The organism is Hyphococcus sp. (genome assembly GCF_965267305.1).
In the GTDB taxonomy this organism is placed as follows: domain Bacteria; phylum Pseudomonadota; class Alphaproteobacteria; order Caulobacterales; family Parvularculaceae; genus Hyphococcus.
In genome coordinates, this window is sequence record NZ_OZ253945.1 from 160488 (window position 1) to 179911 (window position 19424).

Below are 19424 nucleotides of genomic sequence, written 5' to 3' on the forward strand. Positions count from 1 at the left end.
AGGGAAATGAAATTCACGAGAGCGGCGCTGTTTGTCGTCATTGCGACGCTGTCCGCATTTTTGTTGTCGGGATGCGTGACCTATCCCTATCAGACCGCGTTCGACGCCTGCGATGCTGAAGCGGGCGCCTGCTACCGCTATTGCGAAGAGGCGGGGCTTAGCGACTACGAATACGGCGCCTGTCACGCCGATTGCGAAGCGGGCGCGAACCGCTGCTTCGCTGGGGCTTATGAGCGCTATTCATATGACAGCTCTTACGGCGGCGGTGCTTATTATTCGCCGTCCTGGCCCTGGTATGGCCGCTATGGCGCCTGGGGCCCGTCGAGCGGCTATTTTTTCGATTTTTCCTATTGGGGCGGGCCCGGCCGCTATTACGATCCTTATTACAATAACCGCTACCCCTATGGTCGGCGGCGTCATGGCGACCGCGACAAAGATCGCGATTGGGATCGCGACCATGACAAGGACGGCGGGGACAATCCCAACCCCCCGCGGCAAACGCCGAGAGGGCAGGGCGAGCCTGACTATAATCCGCAACCGAATGATCGCGGACGCCGCCGTGCGCCGCCGCCGCAAATGGCCCCTAATCCCGCGCCCGCCCAGAGCGCGCCCCCGCCCAGAGCGCCGGCGCAGTCTACTCCGCCGCCCCAATCTTCTCCGCCCCCGGCGGCGTCCCCCCGTCAGCAGCAGCCGGCGCGCTCAAGCCCGTCCAATCAGCAGCGCCCGAAAAGCAGCAGCAGCCCCCGCAACACCGACCGGCCGCAAGAGTACTAGCGAGCTGGTTTCCGGTCGCCCCGTTGCGATCTCGCGGGGGAGGGCTATAGAGGCTCCGGAAAAACAACCGGAGCCTTTTTTCATGACCGCCATCGCCGACATCTACGCCCGTGAAATCCTCGACAGCCGCGGCAATCCGACCGTCGAAGTCGATGTCACGCTCGAAGACGGCTCCATGGGCCGTGCGGCCGTGCCGTCTGGCGCTTCGACCGGGGCGCATGAAGCCCATGAGCTGCGCGATGGCGGCGAGCGCTATGGCGGCAAGGGCGTTCTCAAAGCCGTCGAGGCGGTCAATGGCGAGATCTTCGACGCGCTTTCGGGTTTCGAGGCGGAAGAGCAGACGCTGATCGACGAGACCATGATCGCGCTCGACGGAACGGAAAACAAATCGCGCCTCGGCGCCAACGCCATTCTCGGCGTTTCCATGGCGGTCGCCAAAGCCGCTGCAGAAGCCTCGGCCTTGCCGCTCTACCGTTATGTGGGCGGCGTCTCCGCCCGCGTCCTCCCGGCGCCGATGATGAACATCGTCAATGGCGGCGCCCATGCGGACAATCCAATCGACATTCAGGAATTCATGATTATGCCGCTCGGCGCCGACACGTTTTCGGACGCGCTGCGCATGGGCGCGGAAGTCTTTCATGCGCTGAAAAAGGGTCTGAAAGACGCCGGCCACAACACCAATGTCGGCGACGAGGGCGGCTTCGCGCCGAACTTGAAATCGACCGACGATGCGCTCGGCTTTATCATGAAGGCGATCGAGAAAGCCGGTTACCGTCCGGCGGAAGATGTCTTCATCGCCCTCGATGCGGCGTCGACGGAATTCTACAAGAACGGAAAATACGAGCTTGAAGGCGAAGGCAAGTCCCTCGACGGCGAGGGCATGGCGAAATATCTCGCCGATCTTGTGGCGCGCTATCCTATCGTCTCCATTGAGGACGGCATGGCGGAAGACGACTGGGCCGGATGGAAAGCGCTCACCGACATCATTGGCGAGAAATGCCAACTCGTCGGCGACGATCTTTTCGTCACCAATGAAAAACGCCTGCGTCAAGGCATCGAAAAGGGCTGCGCCAATTCGATCCTCGTCAAGGTCAACCAGATCGGCACGCTGACCGAAACGCTCGCCGCCGTCGATACGGCTCATCGTGCGCGCTACACGGCGGTGATGTCGCACCGTTCCGGCGAAACCGAGGACGCGACCATCGCAGATCTCGCCGTCGCGACCAATTGCGGCCAGATCAAAACCGGCTCGCTCGCCCGCTCCGACCGGCTCGCTAAGTACAACCAGCTTCTTCGTATCGAAGAGGAGCTCGGCGATATGGCGCGCTATGCCGGCGCCGCAGTGTTCGGGAGATAGAGGTTGAGCGCGCCTGTCATTCGCGCGGCGACCAATGCGGATAAGGAAAAGGTCCGGGCGCTGGTCTTTACGGTCCTCGACGAATATGACCTTGAACCTGCGCCGAAAACGACAGACCGCGACCTCGACGATCTCGAAGGTTTTTACGCAGGCGGCAGTTTCGACGTGCTTGAAACCGCTGACGGCGACATCATCGGCACGGTGGGGCTATGGCCGATGCAAGGCGTTGGGGGCGGCGGCGTCGTGGAACTGCGCAAGATGTATCTGAAGCAATCAGCGCGGGGGCGGGGTTACGGCAAGCGGCTCCTGACTCACGCCATCGCCCGCGCGAAAGAGCTCGGCTTCACCCGCATCGAGCTACAGACGGCTCGCGTCCTCGAAGAAGCGCTCGGCCTCTACGCCAAATTCGGTTTCGTTCATTCGCCGGAAGCGGCCCTTGAACGCCGCTGCGATCAGGCTCTGGCTCTTGATCTCTAAAGGCGTTTGATCGTTAGAAAAATCGCCGATGCTCAAAAAAACGAATCGGGTGATTCGGATTTTAACGAATCATTAACCAACTTTGATTCTTTTGAAACGCAACCAAAAAATAGAAACCCGGTCCATGTTGCGTTTGCGCTTTCTTTTCGACATCGCCTTTCCCGCCCTTGTCATGTGTCTGACCGGCATCCTCCTCTACAGCTCTGTTGTCAGCGACACAGGCTATCGCTCGCTCTCGGCGCTCGAAAAGGAGGCGGCGGAGAAGGAAGCCCAGCTCAATGAGCTTCAGGCGCGGCGGATCGAGCTGGAAAAACGGGCCGACCTTCTCAATCCCAAATCCCTCGATCCAGACCTCCTCGATGAGCGCATCCGCGGGGTTCTCGGCTATACGCGGGAGGGGGACGTCGTCATTTCCCGGCGCGAGCTCGACCGGCTGCTGGCGGATTAACGGGCTTCCCGGCTCATTTCCTTGACATTTAAGCCTTCTTTCGCGCCTCAACTTGTTCCCCGGCGGCGGTCCGTTTATGACAGGCTCCGAACTGACCCGGAGATCCCTTGATGGCTTCCGAAGCCCCCAAAACCAACCTGACCGCCACTAACGAAGAACTCCTCCACTATTACCGCGACATGCTGCTGATCCGGCGCTTTGAGGAGCGGGCGGGCCAGCTTTACGGCATGGGTCACATTGGCGGCTTCTGCCACCTTTATATCGGTCAGGAAGCGGTGGTCGTCGGCATGGAGGCCGTCAAGAAAGAGGGCGACCAGACCATCACCGGCTATCGCGACCACGGCCACATGCTCGCCTGCGGCATGGACGCGAAAGGCGTCATGGCGGAGCTGACGGGCCGCGAGGGCGGTTACTCGAAAGGCAAGGGCGGCTCCATGCACATGTTCTCGAAAGAGAAGGAGTTTTATGGCGGCCACGGGATTGTCGGGGCGCAGATCCCCCTCGGCGTCGGCCTCGGTTTCGCCAACCGTTATCGCGACGAGAACAAGGTGAGCCTCACCTATTTCGGGGACGGCGCTTCGAACCAGGGGCAGGTCTTTGAAGCCATGAACATGGCGCAGCTCTGGAAGCTGCCTGTCGTCTTCATCATAGAGAACAACCAATACGCCATGGGCACGAGCGTCAAACGCTCGCACTCCGACACCCACCTTTATCGCCGCGGCGCGGCTTTCGGCATTCCGGGCATGGAAGTCGACGGCATGGACGTTCTCGCTGTGCGCGAAGCCGGACGGCAGGCAGTGGACCACGCGCGCAACGGCGAAGGTCCCTATGTTCTCGAAATGAAAACCTACCGCTATCGCGGCCATTCCATGTCCGATCCGGCGAAGTACCGCACGCGCGAGGAAGTCGATAACATCCGCGAGCACTCCGATCCGATCAAACGCTGCGAGCAGCGCCTTGCCGACAACGGCTTCAAGGATGAAGAAAAGCTCAAAGAGATCGACAAGGAGATCAAGGCGATCGTCAAGGAGGCGGCGGACTTCGCCCTTGAAAGCCCCGAGCCGTCGCCCGAAGAGCTTTTCACCGATATTTACGCCTGATCGAAGCGCGCAAGCTTCAGGAAATCGAACTCCCGCAAGGTCTCGCCATTGAGCGCCAGATCGGCGAGCGCTTCGCCGATGACCGGCGCGAATTTAAATCCGTGTCCGGAAAATCCCATGGCGAAAATCGTGCGATCGTCATCGGGGTGTCTATCGATGATGAAATGCCCGTCAGGCGACATGGCGTAAAGACAGCTCTGTTGTTTCGTAATGGCGGCGGAAAGGCCCGGAAGGCGGCGCTTAACATAGGCCTCCATATCGCGCCGAGACTCTTCAGCAGCTTCCGGCGCGTCGTCATGCGCTGAGGCGACGGTTGCGCCGCCGGTATGCTCGCCGATCTTGACGCCGTCGCTATCGACCGCGGGAAAGCCATAGCGAAACCGGCCGTCCGTCTCTTCGATGCCGAAAGGCAGAAAGCCGTTGGCGAGGGGCAGCCGATCATCGCCGGGCGATGTCCAGAACAGAGTTTTGCGCAGCGGTTGAACCATGCGCCGTCCCATCTCGTCCAAACCGCCTGCAAAGGCGCCGGGCGTGATGATAAGCCTGTCGAAATGAAGGGCTTCTCCGCCTGCTGCGACTTCAAGGCGAGCATCGCCGGCGCTCCATTGCGTGACCGGGAAATTCTCTCGCAGCGTCGCGCCCTGCGCTTTGGCGCCATTGAGCAATACGGTGCGGGCGCGATCGGCGTAGATGAAACCTGCTTCCGGCTCGATCAGCATCTCCATGTCCGGATCGAAGTTGAACCAGAAGAAGCGTTTCGCCGCTTCCGCCAGCGAAATATCGTGCAGCGAAAGCCCGTGCTCTTTCGCGGCGAGGCGCGTGCCGGAGATGGTCTTTGACGAAGGATGCCCCGCCAGCAGCACGCCGCACATTTCAAACAGCTTCTCTCCCGACGCCTTTTCAAGATCGCGCCACCCGGCGGCGGCGCGTTTGAGGAGGGGCACATAATCGGGATGTTCGAAATAGGCGGTGCGGAAAAGCCGCGTCGCGCCATGGGAAGAACCCTTGTCATGCATGGCCGTAAATTGTTCGAACAGCGTCACGTCGGCGCCGCGTCTCGCTAGACAGTAAGCGGCTGCGGAGCCCATGATCCCGGCGCCGATGACTGCGACTTTCGCGCTCATGAGAACGCCATCGTCATGGTGATCTTTTTGTGGCCGGCCGCGTTCCAGTGATCGAGCGGTTCCTCGCTGACGATCCTGAAGCCGAGCTTTTCGTAGATCGCCATGGATGCGGCGAGGCCCGTCGTGGTTTCAAGATAGACCTCGGCAAGCCCTTCATTGCGCGCATAGTCCATGGCGCGGTTCACAAGCTCGCCCCCCAGACCCGTTCCGCGCGCGGCGGGAGAGACCAGAACCCAGCGCAATTGTCCGCGCCCGCCGCGGTCGATCATGGCGGCGCAGCCTACGAGCTCGCCGCCTTTTTCGGCGAGCCAGATCCGCCCTGCGGCGGCGTCATCGAGTATGAAATCCGCCAGGGTCCGGCACTCATAGGCCTCGAAGGTGAGATCCCCCGGGAAACCCGGTTCGGCGGCGTAAACTTCGCCATGGAGCGCCGCGATCCGGCCGAGATCGCCGGGGCGCAAATCCCATCGTATGGTTATGTCATCAGTCATCATGGGTCTTCAGGGGCATCTGTCCGGAAGCTTTGATCCGGGCGCAAATCCTGTCACATCTCATCCATGCAGAACAGGCGCGACGCCAGCAAAAGCGAAATGACCGGGCGGCCGGAAAAGCTTTTGCTGCATGTGTTTTCGAGTTTTTCCTATGGCGGCCAGCAGGCCCGGCTCGCCATGCTGGCGCGCGCGCTTGGTCCGGATTTTCGCCATCACATCGTTGCGCTCGACGGCGATCTCGCGGCGCGCAGCCTGTTTGACGCATCGGTGAAGGCTGACTTCACGCCCATGCAGATGAAGAAATCGCCGGGTTTGAGTCCCTCCAATATTCTGCGGTTGCGCCGGTGCATATCCGGAACGGTGCCTGACCTTCTGTGCACCTATAATTGGGGCTCCATCGAAGCTGTTGTCGCCAACCGTCTTGGGGTCAAGGCGGCGCACATTCATTTCGAGGATGGTTTTGGGCCGGATGAAACGCTTGACAAACAGTCGCAGAAGCGCGTCAGGGCGCGGCGGTTTATTCTTGCGAAAAGCCATGTCGTCGTCCCCTCGCAAGGGCTTGAACAAGCGGCGCGGACCTCGTGGAAGCTCCGCCATGTTCACTGCATCGAAAACGGCGTCGACTTCGAAAGGATGCAAAGCGGCAGGCGCGGACACAGCGCCGCGCTGGTCGTCGGCTCGCTTGGCGCCTTGCGCCCGGAAAAGAATTACGCGCGCCTGATCGCCGCGTTCAAAAAGGCGGACCGGGAGCATAAAGCGCGGCTGGAGATCTTCGGCGGCGGACCGGAGCATGACCGTTTGTGCGCGCTTGCGGGAGACGATGAGCGCATTTCCCTGCCGGGCGCCACATCAGCGGCTGCGGATGCTTATGCGCGGTTCGATATTTTCGCCCTCTCGTCGGACACGGAACAGGCGCCCATAAGCCTGATGGAGGCGATGGCGGCGGGGCTTCCCGTGGTCGCCACCAATGTCGGCGACATCGCAGCGATGGTTTCAGAAGAAAACCGCGCCTATGTGACGCTGGCCGGGGATGACGACGCTTACGCCGATGCGCTCGCCCAGCTCCTTCAGAACCCCGGCGTCCGGGCGGAAACCGGCGCCGCAAACAAGCGAAAGGCGAAAGAAACCTTTTCGCTGGAACGTATGGCCGCCGCCCACCGAACGCTGTATTTATCCGTGATGGAGCGCCATGGCTGATATCGTTGTTGCGTCGTTAACCGATCGCGCCGCCTTTCTTGAAGACTGGCAGGTGCTTTATGCGCGTGCGGACTATCCCAGCTTTTTTCATACGCCGGCATGGATGAAATCCTGGCTCGACGGCGCGCCAGAAGCCGCCCGCCTGAAGCATATCTGCCTGCGGGAAGGCGGGACCCCGGTTTTGATGGGCGCTTTTTCCGTAGCGCCGCGCAAGCCGCCCATGCTGGGCTTGCAGGAAAGCTGGTTCCACGAATTCGGCGATGTGGAACGCGACGCCGTCTATGCGGAATATGTGGATTTTCTCGCAGCGCCCGAAGCCGCGCATGAGCTGCGCCGCGACGCCGTCTGCGCCATGATCGAGGAAATCGGAACGGCGGACGGTTTTGTTTTCCGCAATCTCACCGACGATATGACCTCCGCCGTGTTTTCCGCCGCCGCCATCTGCGAAATGTCGGGCCGGGTTCTCAATGAACAGCCGGTCTATGGCTGCGAGCTGACCGGCGACGGATTCATGGAGAAGTTGAGCTCGTCGCTGCAATCGAAGATCGGCCGCGCCTTGCGCCTTTATGAAGAGCGAGGGGCATTGACGGCGCGCCTCGCGCAAACGGATGCAGAAAAAGCCGCCGCCTGGGACCGTCTCAAGACGTTGCACAACACCGGATGGGAGGCGCGCGGAAAGCGTGGCGTCTTCGACAATCCGCATCTCACTGCGTTTCACGAGCGGCTTCGAAAAAATGCGCCGGACGCCTGTCATTTGTTTGAAGTCAAAGCGGGCGATGAAGTGATCGCCGTGCTCTATAATTTCGTGCATGGCCGGCATGTGATGAATTACCAGAGCGGGCTTAAATTCGAGGATGACAACCGGCTGACGCCCGGCTTCGTCGCGCATGCGCTCGCGGCGCAGTATTATCAGGAAAAAGGCTTCGAGGTTTACGACCTTCTCGCGGGCGAGGCGGACTACAAATCCCGCCTCGGCGAACCCCATGCGATTTTCACCTCGTTGGTGCTCGAACGTCCGACCTGGCGCAACCGTCTGCGGGGATTATTAAAACGCTAGCCGCCCCTCGCGGTCCGCAGGAAAGCATCGAACATGATGACGCTCCACAATTCCTGTGCACACTCCGCGCGGCCCGATCTGAAGTCACGGATCATGGCGTCGACCGCGCGCTCGCTGAAAAGCCCGCTTTCGCGCCAGTGTTGCGACGCGTTGAGACGCAGGGCGGGATTGTTGCGTTCTCTTCGCATCCATTCCCGGATCGGCGGCGCGAAGCCTCGTTTCTTCCGCGCGATATGATCGGCGCCTAGGCGAGAGGCGAATGCGTCTTTGAGGATGCGCTTTCCGGTCCCGTGTTTCAGCTTGTAGTCAGGCGGCAGCGCGCCGGCCCATTCAACAATTCTGTGATCTAAAAGAGGAGGCCGCGCCTCGAGCCCGTGCGCCATGGAGGTGCGGTCGACCTTCACCAGCATGCGTCCCGGCAGCCAGGTCATCAGGTCCGCATATTGCGCGCGGGAGAGCGGATCTTCGGCGTCCGACGCGTCCATGGCTTCGGCTATCAGGGAAGACGGGCGGTAGCCGCCAAGCATGCGCGTGAAATCCGGATTGAGGATCGCCTCCATACGCGAGGGGAGGTTGATCGCGACAGCGGCGGCGTAGCCTTGCGCCGATGATTGTGCGAGCGCCTGAAACGTCGTCTTAGCGCGCAAGGGCCGCGGCGCCCAGTCGAGCTTGGGATAAAGTGCGCCGAGCGGACCAAAGAGAGCAGCGCGAAAAGGAGGCGGTATTATGCGCCGAGTCCTTTCTTCGCCGAGAAAGAACGGATAGCGGCGATAGCCGGCGAAAATTTCATCGCCGCCGTCGCCAGTGAGCGCCACGGTAACATGACGGCGCGCAATTTCCGCCACCTGATAAGACGGCAGGGCGGAAGCGTCGGCGAAAGGCTCGCCCATGGCGGCGGCGACCCTGTCGATCAGCGCGGTTGAATCTGCGTTCGCTTCATCTTCGTAATGAACGGCGGCGAATTTCTTCGCAACGGCGCGCGCCGCCGCGCTCTCGTCATCGTCGCCGTCAAAATCGATGGTGCAGGCGGTGACGGCGCCCTGCGCCTGCGCCATGGAGGAAAGGATGCTGGCGGAATCGACGCCGCCAGAGAGAAACGCGCCCATAGGGACGTCGGAAATCATCTGCGCCTTAACCGCGTCATCGATCTGCGCGCGCAACAGCTCCGCCGCTTCGTCATAGGCAAGGGCGCCGCCATTTGCGAAGACAGGGCGCCAGTAGCGTTCAAGCCGCGGCGTTTTTCCGCGTTCGAAGCGGACCCAGTGCGCCGGCGGCAGTTTCAGAACGCCGCGCCAGATCGCTTTCGGGTCGGGTACATAGCCGTAAAAGAAGTAGTCGGCGGCGGCGCGGGGGTCGAGGCTGAGATCGATGAGACCTGACGCCGCAAGGGCGCCGATCTCGGACGCAAACATTAGAAAGCCGTCATTCGTTTCCGCATAATAGAGCGGACGTTCGCCGAGACGGTCGCGGGCGAGGGTGAGGCTATGCGCGCCGGGCTCGTAAAAGCCGAAGGCGAACATGCCGCGCAGGTTCTGCAGATAATCTGCGCCTTCCAGCGACAGGCCTTCAGCCAGAACTTCCGTATCGGAGCGCGTTTTCAGCGCGATCTTGTGTTTCAGCCTCTGCGCCAGCTTCTCGTAATTGTAGATCTCGCCGTTGTAAGTCAGTACGCCGCCCGACTGCGCGTGAAAAGGCTGGGCGCCGCCTTCCTTATCGATGATGGCGAGGCGGCGATGGCCAAGCCCCACGCCCGGCGCGAAATAAAAACCCTCGCCGTCAGGACCCCGATGGGCGAGGGCGTCCGTCATGCGCTTCAACGCCGCACGGTCAACGTCGCGAGCGCCGTTTAGATCAAAAATGCCTGCAATGCCGCACATGGATCAGGGGGCGGCTCTCATTCGAGCGCGCCAGTCGTCGAAGCGCTCAACATCGCTCGTGAAAGCGCGAATGCGCGCCAGGGCTTCGGCGGGCTCGCCCGCGTAGTTGGAGGCTATGATGATGACGCCGCCTTCCGGGTTGACGCCCTTGAGTTTGTCTTTCATTTGCGCCCATTTGAAAGCGATTTTATTCGTATAGACAGCATCGCCGCGCCAATAGGCGGTGGCGACGAGAAGGCGTCGGCGTTCAGGCCCCGCAACAATCTCCAGCGGGATCTCCTTTGCGTCGCCAAAGAGATAAACAACATCTTTAAAGCTTGCGATCTTGCGCCAGTCTTTCCCATCCGCAGACGCATTCATGCGGTTGACGATTTCCTTGCCGGGCCGGTCACGTTCGAACCAGCCGAGCGTCACATAGACCCGTTCGCCGTTCCGGTCATAGGTGACGGCCTCTATCGCATCGGCGTTGATCGTCGGCGCCCAGTTCTGCGGGCCCCCGAGCAGGCGCCAGCCCGGCGCGCTCAAGGGAGAGAGTTGCGGCGGCGACGCAATCGCTGCGCCGCCGTTGATAACGAAAGCCGCATAAAAGGAAGCGATAGCGATGGGTGCAAACGCAAAGGCGGCGATCGAAAAATGCCACGGACGGCGGGCGCGGACCGGCGCATGTTCCGGTCCGACACCATGGGGACGGTGCATCTTCCCGCCGACCCAGAAGAGGACGGCGAAGACAAGCGCATAAAAAACGAGACCGACAACAAAGTGGTCCGGACCGACGGCGAAACGCATGTCGCTCAACGTGGCGACGAGCACTAACAAGAAAGCGCGCAGGAAGTTGGCGGAAAGCGCGACGGCTGCGGCGACCGCAATGAAGGCGGCGCGCGTTTTGACGTCGGGCAAAGTCTGGCTCGCATAGACCCAGGCGATCATCATCGCCGCAAGCAGGAAATTCAGCCCGGCGCAGGCCTCGGCGATTTCGAAAACGCCGGCCCCGGTTCGGATGAAGGTTCCGTCGATCGTCGCGCCGGTTCCAACGAGGGTCAGCATGGCGGCGACCGCTTTTGCGGTGAAGGCCTGCAAGGCGGGGATCAGCACTTCGCCGAAGGGAACCATGAAATAAAGAAACAGCAGCGGCAGCGCCCAGAGCTTCACGGCGCCGGCCCCGAACATCACCCACGCGCCGGCGATCAGCAGCGTGACGAAAGCGGCCTGCTCCACCAGCGCGACGCCGGCTGCGCGGCCCGCCAGCCAGAGAAACGCTCCGGCGGCGACAGCGACAAGGCCAAGCGGGCCGGTTGCGGGATCGATGCGCGGGCGGCTCAAAATCATCAGGAGGGCCAAGGGCGCGACGGCGACGCCGTGATGATAGGTCGAGGAGGTCATCCAGGTCTGCGCCATCGAGAACGCTGTCTGGGGAAGGGCGAACAGGCAGGCGGCCGCATACGCGCCGAACATAGCGACCGGAAGGCTCCAGTCGCTGCGGCGTGCCGAACTGAAATCTGCGGCGAGCATGGTCATCCCGGACCCCCGCTTGCGAAGCCTCAAGGCTAGGCGGGCGGCGTTTCGTGTTTGTTAAGACTATGCCCGTTTGCAGGATGGTTAACGATTTTTACGACCCTCAATCAGGGCGTCCACCACCCCCGGATCGGCTAGGGTCGAGGTATCGCCAAGGGCGCCGAACTCGTTTTCCGCGATTTTCCTGAGGATCCGCCGCATGATCTTGCCCGAGCGCGTCTTTGGCAGGGCCGGGGTGAAATGGATGTGGTCGGGCTTGGCGATAGGGCCGATCTCCTGGCGCACAGTCTCGATGATTTCCTTTTCAAGCGCCTCGGAGGGCTCATCCGTCGCATGGAGCGTCACATAAGCGTAGATCCCCTGGCCTTTGACGTCGTGGGGAAAGCCGACAACGGCGGATTCGCACACCTTCGGATGCTCGTCGATGGCGGCTTCCACCTCGGCGGTGCCGAGACGGTGGCCGGAGACATTGATGACGTCGTCCACGCGTCCGGTGATCCAGTAATAGCCGTCGGCGTCGCGCTTGGCGCCATCACCGGTGAAATACATGCCGGGATAGGTCTTGAAATAAGTGTCGATGAAGCGCTGGTGATCGCCGTAAACGGTGCGCATCTGACCGGGCCATGAATCCGTAATGACGAGATTGCCCTCGCAGGCGCCCTCGAGGAACTTGCCCTCGGCGTCGACAATCGCCGGGAAGACGCCGGGGAGCGGTTTCGTCGCAGAGCCGGGTTTCAGATCCGTGGCGCCGGGCAGGGGCGAAATCAGAATGCCGCCGGTTTCCGTTTGCCACCAAGTGTCGACAATCGGATGTTTCCCGTCGCCGACGACATTGTAATACCAGAGCCACGCTTCAGGATTGATCGGCTCGCCCACGGACCCGAGAAGGCGCAGGGAAGACCGGTCGGCCTTTTTCACCCATTCGTCGCCGTCGCGCATGAGCGAGCGGATCGCTGTCGGCGCAGTATAGAAGATGTTGACTTTGTGTTTCTCAATTACCTGCCAGAAGCGCGACGCATCGGGATAGGTCGGCACGCCTTCGAAAATCAGCGTTGTCGCGCCGTTCGCCAGCGGCCCGTAAACGATATAGCTGTGGCCCGTCACCCAGCCCACATCCGCCGTGCACCAGAAGATTTCGCCGGAGCTGTAATCGAACACGATTTCATGCGTGTACGAAACATAAGTCAGGTACCCGCCGGTGGTATGCAAGACGCCTTTCGGTTTTCCGGTGGAGCCTGACGTATAAAGGATAAAGAGCGTATCCTCGGCGTTCATGGATTCCGCCGGGCACTCGGGCGCAACATCGTTGCGCGCTTCGCCGTAATAATAGAGGTCGCGGCCCGCCTTCATGGCGATCTTGCCGTTCGTGCGTTCAACGACCAGCACGAGGCGCACGCCGTCGAGATTTTTATGGCCCGGTTTTTCGAGCGCCTTGTCCACATTGGCTTTCAGGGGCACGGTCTTGCCGCCGCGCAGGCCCTCATCCGCAGTGATGACTGCCGTCGCGCCGCAATCCTCAATCCGGCTCGCCAGCGCCTCAGGCGAAAAGCCGCCGAAAACGACGGAATGCACCGCGCCGATGCGCGCGCAGGCGAGCATGGCGAAGGCCGCCTCCGGGATCATCGGCATATAGATGATGACGCGGTCGCCGCGTTTTACTCCGCGCGCCTTTAGGACGTTCGCCATGCGGCAGGTTTCTTCGAAGGCTTCCCGGTAGGTGATCTTTTTTGATGTTCCGGGGTCGTCGCTTTCCCAGATGATCGCGATGTCGTCGGCGCGCTCGGGCAGATGCCGGTCGAGACAATTCACGCAGGCGTTCAGCTCGCCGTCATAGAACCAGCGAATGTGAAGATCGCTTGCGTCATAGGATACGTCCTTGACCTTGGTGAACGGCTTCGACCAGTCGAGGCGCATGGCAACCTCCGCCCAGAAACTTTCCGGATCGTCCTTGGCCTTCGCACGCACTGCGCCCGCCTTGTCGGCGTTTGTCAGCGTGTTTTTCGCGGCCGCGTCGCTGACCTTGATGAGTTCTTCCTGCGACATTCATTTCTCCCAGAGTATCAGCGCCGATGCTAGTTGATGAGGATCGATTGCGCAAACCGTGCGCATTGCCGTTGCAGCTGCGCATCTATGTGTAAAACTGTCCGCGCCGGCAAGGCCAGTTTTACATTTCCGTCACCAACCGGTCACAACAGCGTTACAAAAACCCGGCAAGGCCCCCGCCTGTCAGTTCTGGCGTTAATTCCATTGGTGGGGCAATTCATGAACCGTTCTCTCCTGTCCGCTTCGGCGGCTTCCGTTCTTGTTGTGGCTATCGCTGCGCCGCTCCCGGCGTTCGCCGGCGTTATCGAAGGCCGGGTCAGCGATCAGTCCGGCTCGGTCTCTTTAGAAGGCGCCGTTGTGCGCATCGCCGAAACCGGTGAATCGGCAGCGACGGATCGCGCCGGCCAGTATCGCCTCAGCAATGTCCCGGCGGGGAATTACACGCTTGTCGTGACTTATGTCGGCGCAGACTCCGAAACGGTCAGCGTCTCGGTGCCCAGCGATGCTGCCGTAGTGCGTCAGAACATTGCGCTCGGCGAGGATGTCGCCGTCATCGACAACGTGCTGGTGGTGGGCCAGCGCGGCGCGCTCAATTCGGCGCTCAGCCAGCAGAAAGCCTCCGACAAGGTCATCACCGTTCTTTCTTCCGACGCCATCGGACAGCTTCCCGATGAAAACGTCGCGGAGGCCGCCCGCCGCGCCGCCGGCGTCAACATCCAGAACGACCAGGGCGAAGGCCGCTACGTCTCCATCCGCGGCGCCAACCCGAACTTCGTGACGACGACGGTCAACGGCGTGCGCCTGCCGTCTCCAGACGCCGATCAGCGCCAGGTGCCGCTCGACGTCATCGACTCCGACATTCTCTCCAGCATCACGATCACAAAATCGCTGACGCCGGACGTCGACGGCGACTCTATTGGCGGCAATGTGGAAATTTCGACGCTCTCCGGCCTCGATCAGAAAGACCTTTTCCTGAAACTGAAAGCCGCCGGCATCTACACCAACCAGGTCGATGAGTTCGGCCAGCGCTATTCCGGCGCCTTCGCCAACAACTTCCTTGATGGCCGCCTTGGGGTTGCCGCGACGGCCGCCTGGCAGAAACGGAAATTCGGTTCCGAAAACAAGGAAAATGACGGCGAGTGGATTCTCGACGAAGCTGTCATCTACCCGGAAGAGCTTGAGCTGCGCGATTATCAGGTGACGCGCGAGCGTTTCTCCGCCGGCCTTAATCTCGACTTCCAGGCGACCGACAATCTTCTGCTGTTCGCTCATGGCCTTTATTCCGATTTCTCGGACCAGGAATATCGCTCGCGCGTGGAGAACAAGTTCGGCGATCCGTCTTTCGACGACGCCAACAGCAGCGGCGACATCGCCGTGTTCGACGCAGCCGATGACGATCCGTTTGAAGTCGACCGCGACATCAAGGACCGTTACGAAGATCAGCTGATCTATTCCTTTGTCAGCGGCGCCGAGTTTTCCAAGGACGCTGTCACTTTCGATGTTTCCGGTTCTTATTCCTACGCTGAGGAAAGCGAGCCGGAGCGCCTCGACGGCGGCTTCCGCGGCGAGTTTGATGAGGGCCTCTTTGGCGTTGATGTAAGCGACACGCTTCGCCCCGCGCTCGCTTTCCCGGATGCCGATGCAGAGGCGGCGTATTTTGACGCGGACAATTACGAATTCGACAGCATCGAGCGCACCAACGGCATCGCCAAAGATGATGAGCTGGCGTTCCAGGCGAACCTGAAAGTGGATGTCGATCTCTTTGGTGCGCCGGGCTACATCAAAACCGGCGGCAAGGTCCGCCTGCGCGAGAAGTCCTATGATCTAGATCTCGAGGTTTATGACGGCTGGGATGGCGACGACGATCTGTTGCTCTCCCAGTTCATGACTGATGTCGACTATGATCTTGACCGCATCAATCCGGTCGTGGACCCGAGTTCGTTCCGCGACTTCTTATTCTCCAACATCGATATGTTCGAGCTGAACGAAATCGACACGGCGCTGGAATCGACGGGCGCCAACTACATCGCCAATGAAGACGTCTATGCTGGCTATGTGATGGCGCAGCGCCAGTTCGGGAATGTCAGCGTCGTTGCCGGCGTGCGCGTTGAGCACACGGAATATGACGCCAGCGGCTTCAATCTCGCCCTTCAGGAATTTGAGGCTGAGATTAATGGCGACGTCACCGGCTCTTTGGATCCGGAAACGCTCATTCCCGCAGCCCCTGCAGGAAGCCTTGCCGCGGAAGACTTCGAGTTTGAATATGATGACGGCGATGACGTCACCGTGCTTGAGGTCGCGCGTGTCTACGCTCAGGCGGTTGATGTCAGCAAGTCCTACACGGACTGGCTGCCGAGCGTGAACATTCGCTACGATGTGACCGACGAAGTCGTTTTCCGCCTTGGCTACTACAAGACGATCGTTCGCCCGAACCTGGAACAGGCTGCGCCGCGCATCCTCGTTGAAGAAGGCGGTGAACTTGATGGCGACGCGGTCGGCGATGACGTTGAGGTCGAGCGCGAGGGCGAGGCGGGAAATCCCGATCTGGAACGCCAGCGCGCGCACAATTTCGATGCGTCGCTTGAATGGTATCCCGGCAACAAGTCTGTCCTTTCCGCCGGCGTCTTCTACAAGGATATCTCCAACCTGATTACGTCGGTCAACGCGTCGGGCGAGTTCTTCGGCGTCGATTTCGATCAGGTGCAAACCTTCATCAACGTGCCGGATGCGTCTATTTTCGGCGTGGAATTGAACTATCAGCAGCCGCTCGACTTTCTGCCGGGTCCGCTCGATGGGTTCATCATCGGCGCGAATTATACCTTTGTAGATAGTGAAGCGACGCTTATCGACGGCCGCAAGATCAGCATTCCGGGGCAATCGGACCATGTGGCGACGGGCATTCTCGGCTACGAAAAAGGTCCGATCGATATTCGCTTCGCCGCAACCTATCGCGATGAGTATCTCGATGAGCTGGCGCTCCAGCAAGACGAGAACGGGGACGACATTGACCGGATCGTCGCCGATCACCTTCAGATTGATATCTCGGCGAAATACCGCGTGACTGACCAGTTCCAGTTTTTCACCGAGTTCAAGAACGTGAATAACGAACCTTTCGTCGCCTTCGTGCGCAGCCCCGCTTTTGGCGAGTTGAACTCACAATTCGAAGAGTATGGCTGGTCGGCGAAGTTCGGCGTGTCGTTCACATACTAAGTTAAAAAGTTCCTCTGCGTTTCGCTTTAGTCCCCGCGAAAGAGGATTGTTGAGTAGCGGCGGCGGCCGCGTTAAAGGTCCGCCGCCGTTTGTTTTTTGAGGATCGCCCATGAGAACCGCCGCCGCCATTTCCATCGCCGCGCTCGCTGTCGCCTGTGCTTCCGGGCCTCAGACGCCGGCGGTTTTCGCCGTCGCTGAAACCGAGCCGGTGAAATCGGTCGATGATGCGGCGGACGATCCGGCGATCTGGGTCAACGCCGCCGATCCGTCGGCGAGCCTCATTCTAGGCACGGACAAGCAGGCGGGACTTTATGTTTACGACTTCTCCGGCGCGGTCGTTCAGTTCCTGCCCTCGGGCGAGCTCAACAATGTGGATCTGCGACAGAACGTGAAAATCGGCGGCTGGTCCGGCGACATCGCCGCTGCGTCGAACCGCACGGATAATTCGGTGACGCTGTTTGTGATCGAGGACGGCGCGGTTTCCGAAACCGGGTCGTTTCCATCCCTGATCGAAGAGCCTTATGGCCTCTGCATGGGCGTCTGGAGCGGGGGAGTGTTCGCCTTCGTCGCCTACAAGACAGGCGATCTCATTGCTTACCGCCTCGCCGGTCCCGGCGGCGGCGAGGAAGCCGCGCGGGTGAAGCTCGAAAGTCAGCTTGAAGGCTGTGTCTTCGATGACGAGACCGGCTTTCTTTATATTGGCGAGGAAAATCGGGGCGTATGGAAAGCCGGCTTTGACGGCGAAGCCTTCGCGGCGCCGGCGCTGATCGACGCCGTTGCCGGACCCAGCGGCGTCGCCGCAGATGTCGAAGGGCTGGCGCTCTACAAGACCGGCGCGGGGAAGGGCTATCTTATCGCCTCGTCGCAGGGCAACAACAGCTACGCCGTCTACCGGCGCGAAGGCGGCAATGATTTCGTGACGCGCTTTTCGGTGGCGCCGGGCGAGGTGATCGACGGGTCCGAGGAGACCGACGGCATCGAAGCGTCATCGGCGAATTTCGGCGACGCATTCCCCAATGGCGTTTTCATCGCCCAGGACGGCTTCAACGCCCCCAAAGGCTCGCCGCAGAACTTTAAGATTGTCGATTGGCGGGGGATCGCCGCCGTGATCGAGGCGGCGGAAGCGGGCGCTGCGAATTAACGTCCGCTGCTTTTCGCGACGGCGGAAGCGCCTGCTGAAAGGCCGCCATCCGAAACGACGAAGCAGGAAATCTTTTTGTCTTTAAGGGTTTCGCACCCCGCAGCCGCCTCGATTTCCGAAAGCCTTGTAATGCGCGCGCGGTACAGAGTCTTGCCGCCATCCATGGGCGTCGGGAGGACGATGCGCTCGCGATCCTTCATGCCGGATTTCATCACAGCCGCCTCAAGTTCGCGCTGGGCCATCTCCTTCGTGGAGTAGGCGCCGATCTGAATGCTCCAGGCGTACTCGGCGAGGCTCTCCGTATCGCCCTGTCCCACGAGATCGCCTTCAGGATCGAAAGAGGCGAGGCGGGTGCGTTCGAACTCGTTGAAATCGTCCGGATCTGCCTGGGGGTCGGCCTTGGCGATCAGGACGGCGATGCTGTCGGCGCCCGCGTCAGGCGCGCTTACCGCAGCGGCGGCGGTCAGGATTTCGGCGCGCATGTCTTCGTTGGCGGCGATAGTGGGGACGGCGTTCTTTTCGGCGAGTGCGGCGACAAGCGTCGGCTTGAGGCGCGGCGAAGGCGTTTCCCGGTGCAGGGAGGAAATCAGCAGCGGACGTTTTTCGATCTGGGCGTAGGCGTTAGTCAGGATCTCGCGCATATGCGCGTCGCGCGTCGCCGAGGATCGGCCGCCGAGAACAACGCCAATGAGACGGTTGCCGTCGCGGGTTGCGGACGTCACGAGGTTGAAGCCGGAGCGGCGTGTGTAGCCGGTTTTAAGGCCGTCAGCGCCTTGGAACGTCTTCACTAGCGCGTTGTGGGTGCGATAGGTGCGGCCGTCCCACTCAAAGCTCTGCACGGAGAAATAGGGGAAATATTTTTCGTGATCCTGAATAAGGCGCCGGCCGAGCGTCGCCATGTCCCGCGCCGTCGTCACCTGTTTTGAATTCGGCAGGCCCGACGCGTTGCGGAAGGTCGTGTTGTACATGCCGAGTTCGCGCGCCTTGGCGGTCATCTTTTGCGCGAAACGCCATTCGGAGCCGGAGATTTGTTCGGCGACCGCAGCGGCGACATCGTTTGCGGACTTCACCACCAGCGCTTCGATGGCGGTTTCGACATCGATGGTCGAACCGCTGGTGACGCCGAGTTTAGACGGCGGCTGCCCGGCGGCGTGCGCAGAAACGGAGATCTTGGAGTCGAGAGAGAGCCGTCCAGCCTCCAGTTCGTCGAACAGGAGATAGAGGGTCATCATCTTGGTTAAGGAGGCGGGGTACCGGGTTCCGGTCGAGTAGCGGTCGAACAGGACGTCGCCCGAATCAGCGTGAACAACATAGGCGGCGTATTTGGAATTGGCGGCCGCCGGTGCGGCAAAGCCAATTAGCGCAAGAAACAGCGCTGCGACCCAAATCGATACGCTACGCAACCCCATCAACATACAACGAGCCTCGCCCATCTCATCGCGCTTTTCAATATACGGAAGTCGCCGCCCCCGAAAATTCAGCGTTTTTTCGCCCAAAAATTTTCCCAGATGCGAGAACGTCCTGACAAGCCGACCGTCCCCGCCTGGGAGCAAACGCCGTGCCGCATGTATCGCGGCGGAACGGATCATGGCTCAACGCGGTAAACGGAGCGTTAA

At 60.8% G+C, this 19424-nt stretch carries 15 protein-coding genes; 9 read left to right on the top strand and 6 right to left on the bottom strand.

Annotated features, from left to right (window positions below; genetic code table 11):
* Positions 1-6 precede the first annotated feature (6 nt).
* The 5 genes from ACQY5P_RS00770 to pdhA all read left to right on the top strand — a co-directional run bounded on the left by ACQY5P_RS00770 (position 7) and on the right by pdhA (position 4156).
* The gene (locus ACQY5P_RS00770) at positions 7-774 is read left to right on the top strand and encodes a hypothetical protein (protein ID WP_428408929.1); all 768 of its coding nucleotides are present in this window, start codon (positions 7-9) and stop codon (positions 772-774) included.
* A gap of 82 nt (positions 775-856) precedes the next feature.
* Positions 857-2131, top strand: a complete 1275-nt coding sequence (eno, locus tag ACQY5P_RS00775) for a phosphopyruvate hydratase (RefSeq protein ID WP_428408930.1) — start codon at positions 857-859, stop codon at positions 2129-2131.
* Positions 2132-2134: 3 nt separating this feature from the next.
* Entirely contained in the window at positions 2135-2608 is a 474-nt protein-coding gene (locus tag ACQY5P_RS00780) for a GNAT family N-acetyltransferase (protein WP_428408931.1), read from the top strand.
* A 124-nt stretch (positions 2609-2732) separates the two neighbouring features.
* Complete coding sequence (locus tag ACQY5P_RS00785; protein WP_428408932.1) at positions 2733-3056, top strand: FtsB family cell division protein; 324 nt, start codon at positions 2733-2735, stop codon at positions 3054-3056.
* A 110-nt stretch (positions 3057-3166) separates the two neighbouring features.
* Positions 3167-4156, top strand: a complete 990-nt coding sequence (gene pdhA / locus ACQY5P_RS00790) for a pyruvate dehydrogenase (acetyl-transferring) E1 component subunit alpha (protein WP_428408933.1) — start codon at positions 3167-3169, stop codon at positions 4154-4156.
* On the opposite strand, the gene solA is transcribed toward pdhA, so the two are convergent.
* Together solA and ACQY5P_RS00800 are read right to left on the bottom strand one after the other, a co-directional pair.
* A complete protein-coding gene (gene solA, locus ACQY5P_RS00795) occupies positions 4147-5280 on the bottom strand; it encodes an N-methyl-L-tryptophan oxidase (RefSeq protein ID WP_428408934.1) in 1134 nt (377 codons plus the stop codon). The genes pdhA and solA overlap by 10 nt on opposite strands.
* Positions 5277-5774, bottom strand: a complete 498-nt coding sequence (locus ACQY5P_RS00800) for a GNAT family N-acetyltransferase (RefSeq protein ID WP_428408935.1) — start codon at positions 5772-5774, stop codon at positions 5277-5279. The genes solA and ACQY5P_RS00800 overlap by 4 nt, the downstream gene beginning before the upstream one ends.
* A gap of 96 nt (positions 5775-5870) precedes the next feature.
* Here ACQY5P_RS00800 and ACQY5P_RS00805 point away from each other — a divergent pair, with 96 nt between their 5' ends.
* Together ACQY5P_RS00805 and ACQY5P_RS00810 are read left to right on the top strand one after the other, a co-directional pair.
* Positions 5871-6968 carry a glycosyltransferase family 4 protein gene (locus ACQY5P_RS00805; protein WP_428408936.1) on the top strand — a complete coding sequence of 366 codons (1098 nt, stop codon included), beginning with the start codon at positions 5871-5873 and terminating at the stop codon, positions 6966-6968.
* The gene (locus ACQY5P_RS00810; protein WP_428408937.1) at positions 6961-8025 is read left to right on the top strand and encodes a GNAT family N-acetyltransferase; all 1065 of its coding nucleotides are present in this window, start codon (positions 6961-6963) and stop codon (positions 8023-8025) included. Before ACQY5P_RS00805 ends, ACQY5P_RS00810 begins: the two co-directional genes overlap by 8 nt.
* On the opposite strand, the gene asnB is transcribed toward ACQY5P_RS00810, so the two are convergent.
* The 3 genes from asnB to acs form a co-directional block, all read right to left on the bottom strand.
* Positions 8022-9902 (bottom strand): asparagine synthase (glutamine-hydrolyzing), encoded by a 1881-nt coding sequence (gene asnB / locus ACQY5P_RS00815; protein ID WP_428408938.1) that lies wholly within the window; start codon positions 9900-9902, stop codon positions 8022-8024. The genes ACQY5P_RS00810 and asnB overlap by 4 nt on opposite strands.
* A gap of 3 nt (positions 9903-9905) precedes the next feature.
* Positions 9906-11417 (bottom strand): exosortase A, encoded by a 1512-nt coding sequence (gene xrtA, locus ACQY5P_RS00820; protein WP_428408939.1) that lies wholly within the window; start codon positions 11415-11417, stop codon positions 9906-9908.
* An 81-nt stretch (positions 11418-11498) separates the two neighbouring features.
* On the bottom strand, positions 11499-13457 hold the full coding sequence (gene acs, locus ACQY5P_RS00825) for an acetate--CoA ligase (protein ID WP_428408940.1): 1959 nt from the start codon (positions 13455-13457) through the stop codon (positions 11499-11501).
* A gap of 219 nt (positions 13458-13676) precedes the next feature.
* Between acs and ACQY5P_RS00830 the strand changes: the two genes are divergently transcribed.
* Both ACQY5P_RS00830 and ACQY5P_RS00835 read left to right on the top strand, forming a co-directional pair.
* Positions 13677-16667, top strand: coding sequence for a TonB-dependent receptor (locus ACQY5P_RS00830; RefSeq protein WP_428408941.1), 2991 nt, complete (start codon positions 13677-13679; stop codon positions 16665-16667).
* A gap of 109 nt (positions 16668-16776) precedes the next feature.
* Positions 16777-17808 carry a phytase gene (locus ACQY5P_RS00835; RefSeq protein ID WP_428408942.1) on the top strand — a complete coding sequence of 344 codons (1032 nt, stop codon included), beginning with the start codon at positions 16777-16779 and terminating at the stop codon, positions 17806-17808.
* Here ACQY5P_RS00835 and ACQY5P_RS00840 read toward each other — a convergent pair.
* Complete coding sequence (locus ACQY5P_RS00840; protein ID WP_428408943.1) at positions 17805-19223, bottom strand: D-alanyl-D-alanine carboxypeptidase; 1419 nt, start codon at positions 19221-19223, stop codon at positions 17805-17807. The genes ACQY5P_RS00835 and ACQY5P_RS00840 overlap by 4 nt on opposite strands.
* Positions 19224-19424: the final 201 nt, after the last annotated feature.

What these genes read in the sequence shown, in the direction of transcription:
- ACQY5P_RS00770 (WP_428408929.1), top strand. Translation starts at nt 7, where the DNA reads ATGAAATTCACGAGAGCGGCGCTGTTTGTCGTCATTGCGACGCTGTCC.
- eno (WP_428408930.1), top strand. Translation starts at nt 857, where the DNA reads ATGACCGCCATCGCCGACATCTACGCCCGTGAAATCCTCGACAGCCGC.
- ACQY5P_RS00785 (WP_428408932.1), top strand. Translation starts at nt 2,733, where the DNA reads ATGTTGCGTTTGCGCTTTCTTTTCGACATCGCCTTTCCCGCCCTTGTC.
- pdhA (WP_428408933.1), top strand. Translation starts at nt 3,167, where the DNA reads ATGGCTTCCGAAGCCCCCAAAACCAACCTGACCGCCACTAACGAAGAA.
- solA (WP_428408934.1), bottom strand. Translation starts at nt 5,280, where the DNA reads ATGAGCGCGAAAGTCGCAGTCATCGGCGCCGGGATCATGGGCTCCGCA.
- ACQY5P_RS00800 (WP_428408935.1), bottom strand. Translation starts at nt 5,774, where the DNA reads ATGATGACTGATGACATAACCATACGATGGGATTTGCGCCCCGGCGAT.
- ACQY5P_RS00805 (WP_428408936.1), top strand. Translation starts at nt 5,871, where the DNA reads ATGACCGGGCGGCCGGAAAAGCTTTTGCTGCATGTGTTTTCGAGTTTT.
- ACQY5P_RS00810 (WP_428408937.1), top strand. Translation starts at nt 6,961, where the DNA reads ATGGCTGATATCGTTGTTGCGTCGTTAACCGATCGCGCCGCCTTTCTT.
- asnB (WP_428408938.1), bottom strand. Translation starts at nt 9,902, where the DNA reads ATGTGCGGCATTGCAGGCATTTTTGATCTAAACGGCGCTCGCGACGTT.
- xrtA (WP_428408939.1), bottom strand. Translation starts at nt 11,417, where the DNA reads ATGACCATGCTCGCCGCAGATTTCAGTTCGGCACGCCGCAGCGACTGG.
- acs (WP_428408940.1), bottom strand. Translation starts at nt 13,457, where the DNA reads ATGTCGCAGGAAGAACTCATCAAGGTCAGCGACGCGGCCGCGAAAAAC.
- ACQY5P_RS00830 (WP_428408941.1), top strand. Translation starts at nt 13,677, where the DNA reads ATGAACCGTTCTCTCCTGTCCGCTTCGGCGGCTTCCGTTCTTGTTGTG.
- ACQY5P_RS00835 (WP_428408942.1), top strand. Translation starts at nt 16,777, where the DNA reads ATGAGAACCGCCGCCGCCATTTCCATCGCCGCGCTCGCTGTCGCCTGT.
- ACQY5P_RS00840 (WP_428408943.1), bottom strand. Translation starts at nt 19,223, where the DNA reads ATGTTGATGGGGTTGCGTAGCGTATCGATTTGGGTCGCAGCGCTGTTT.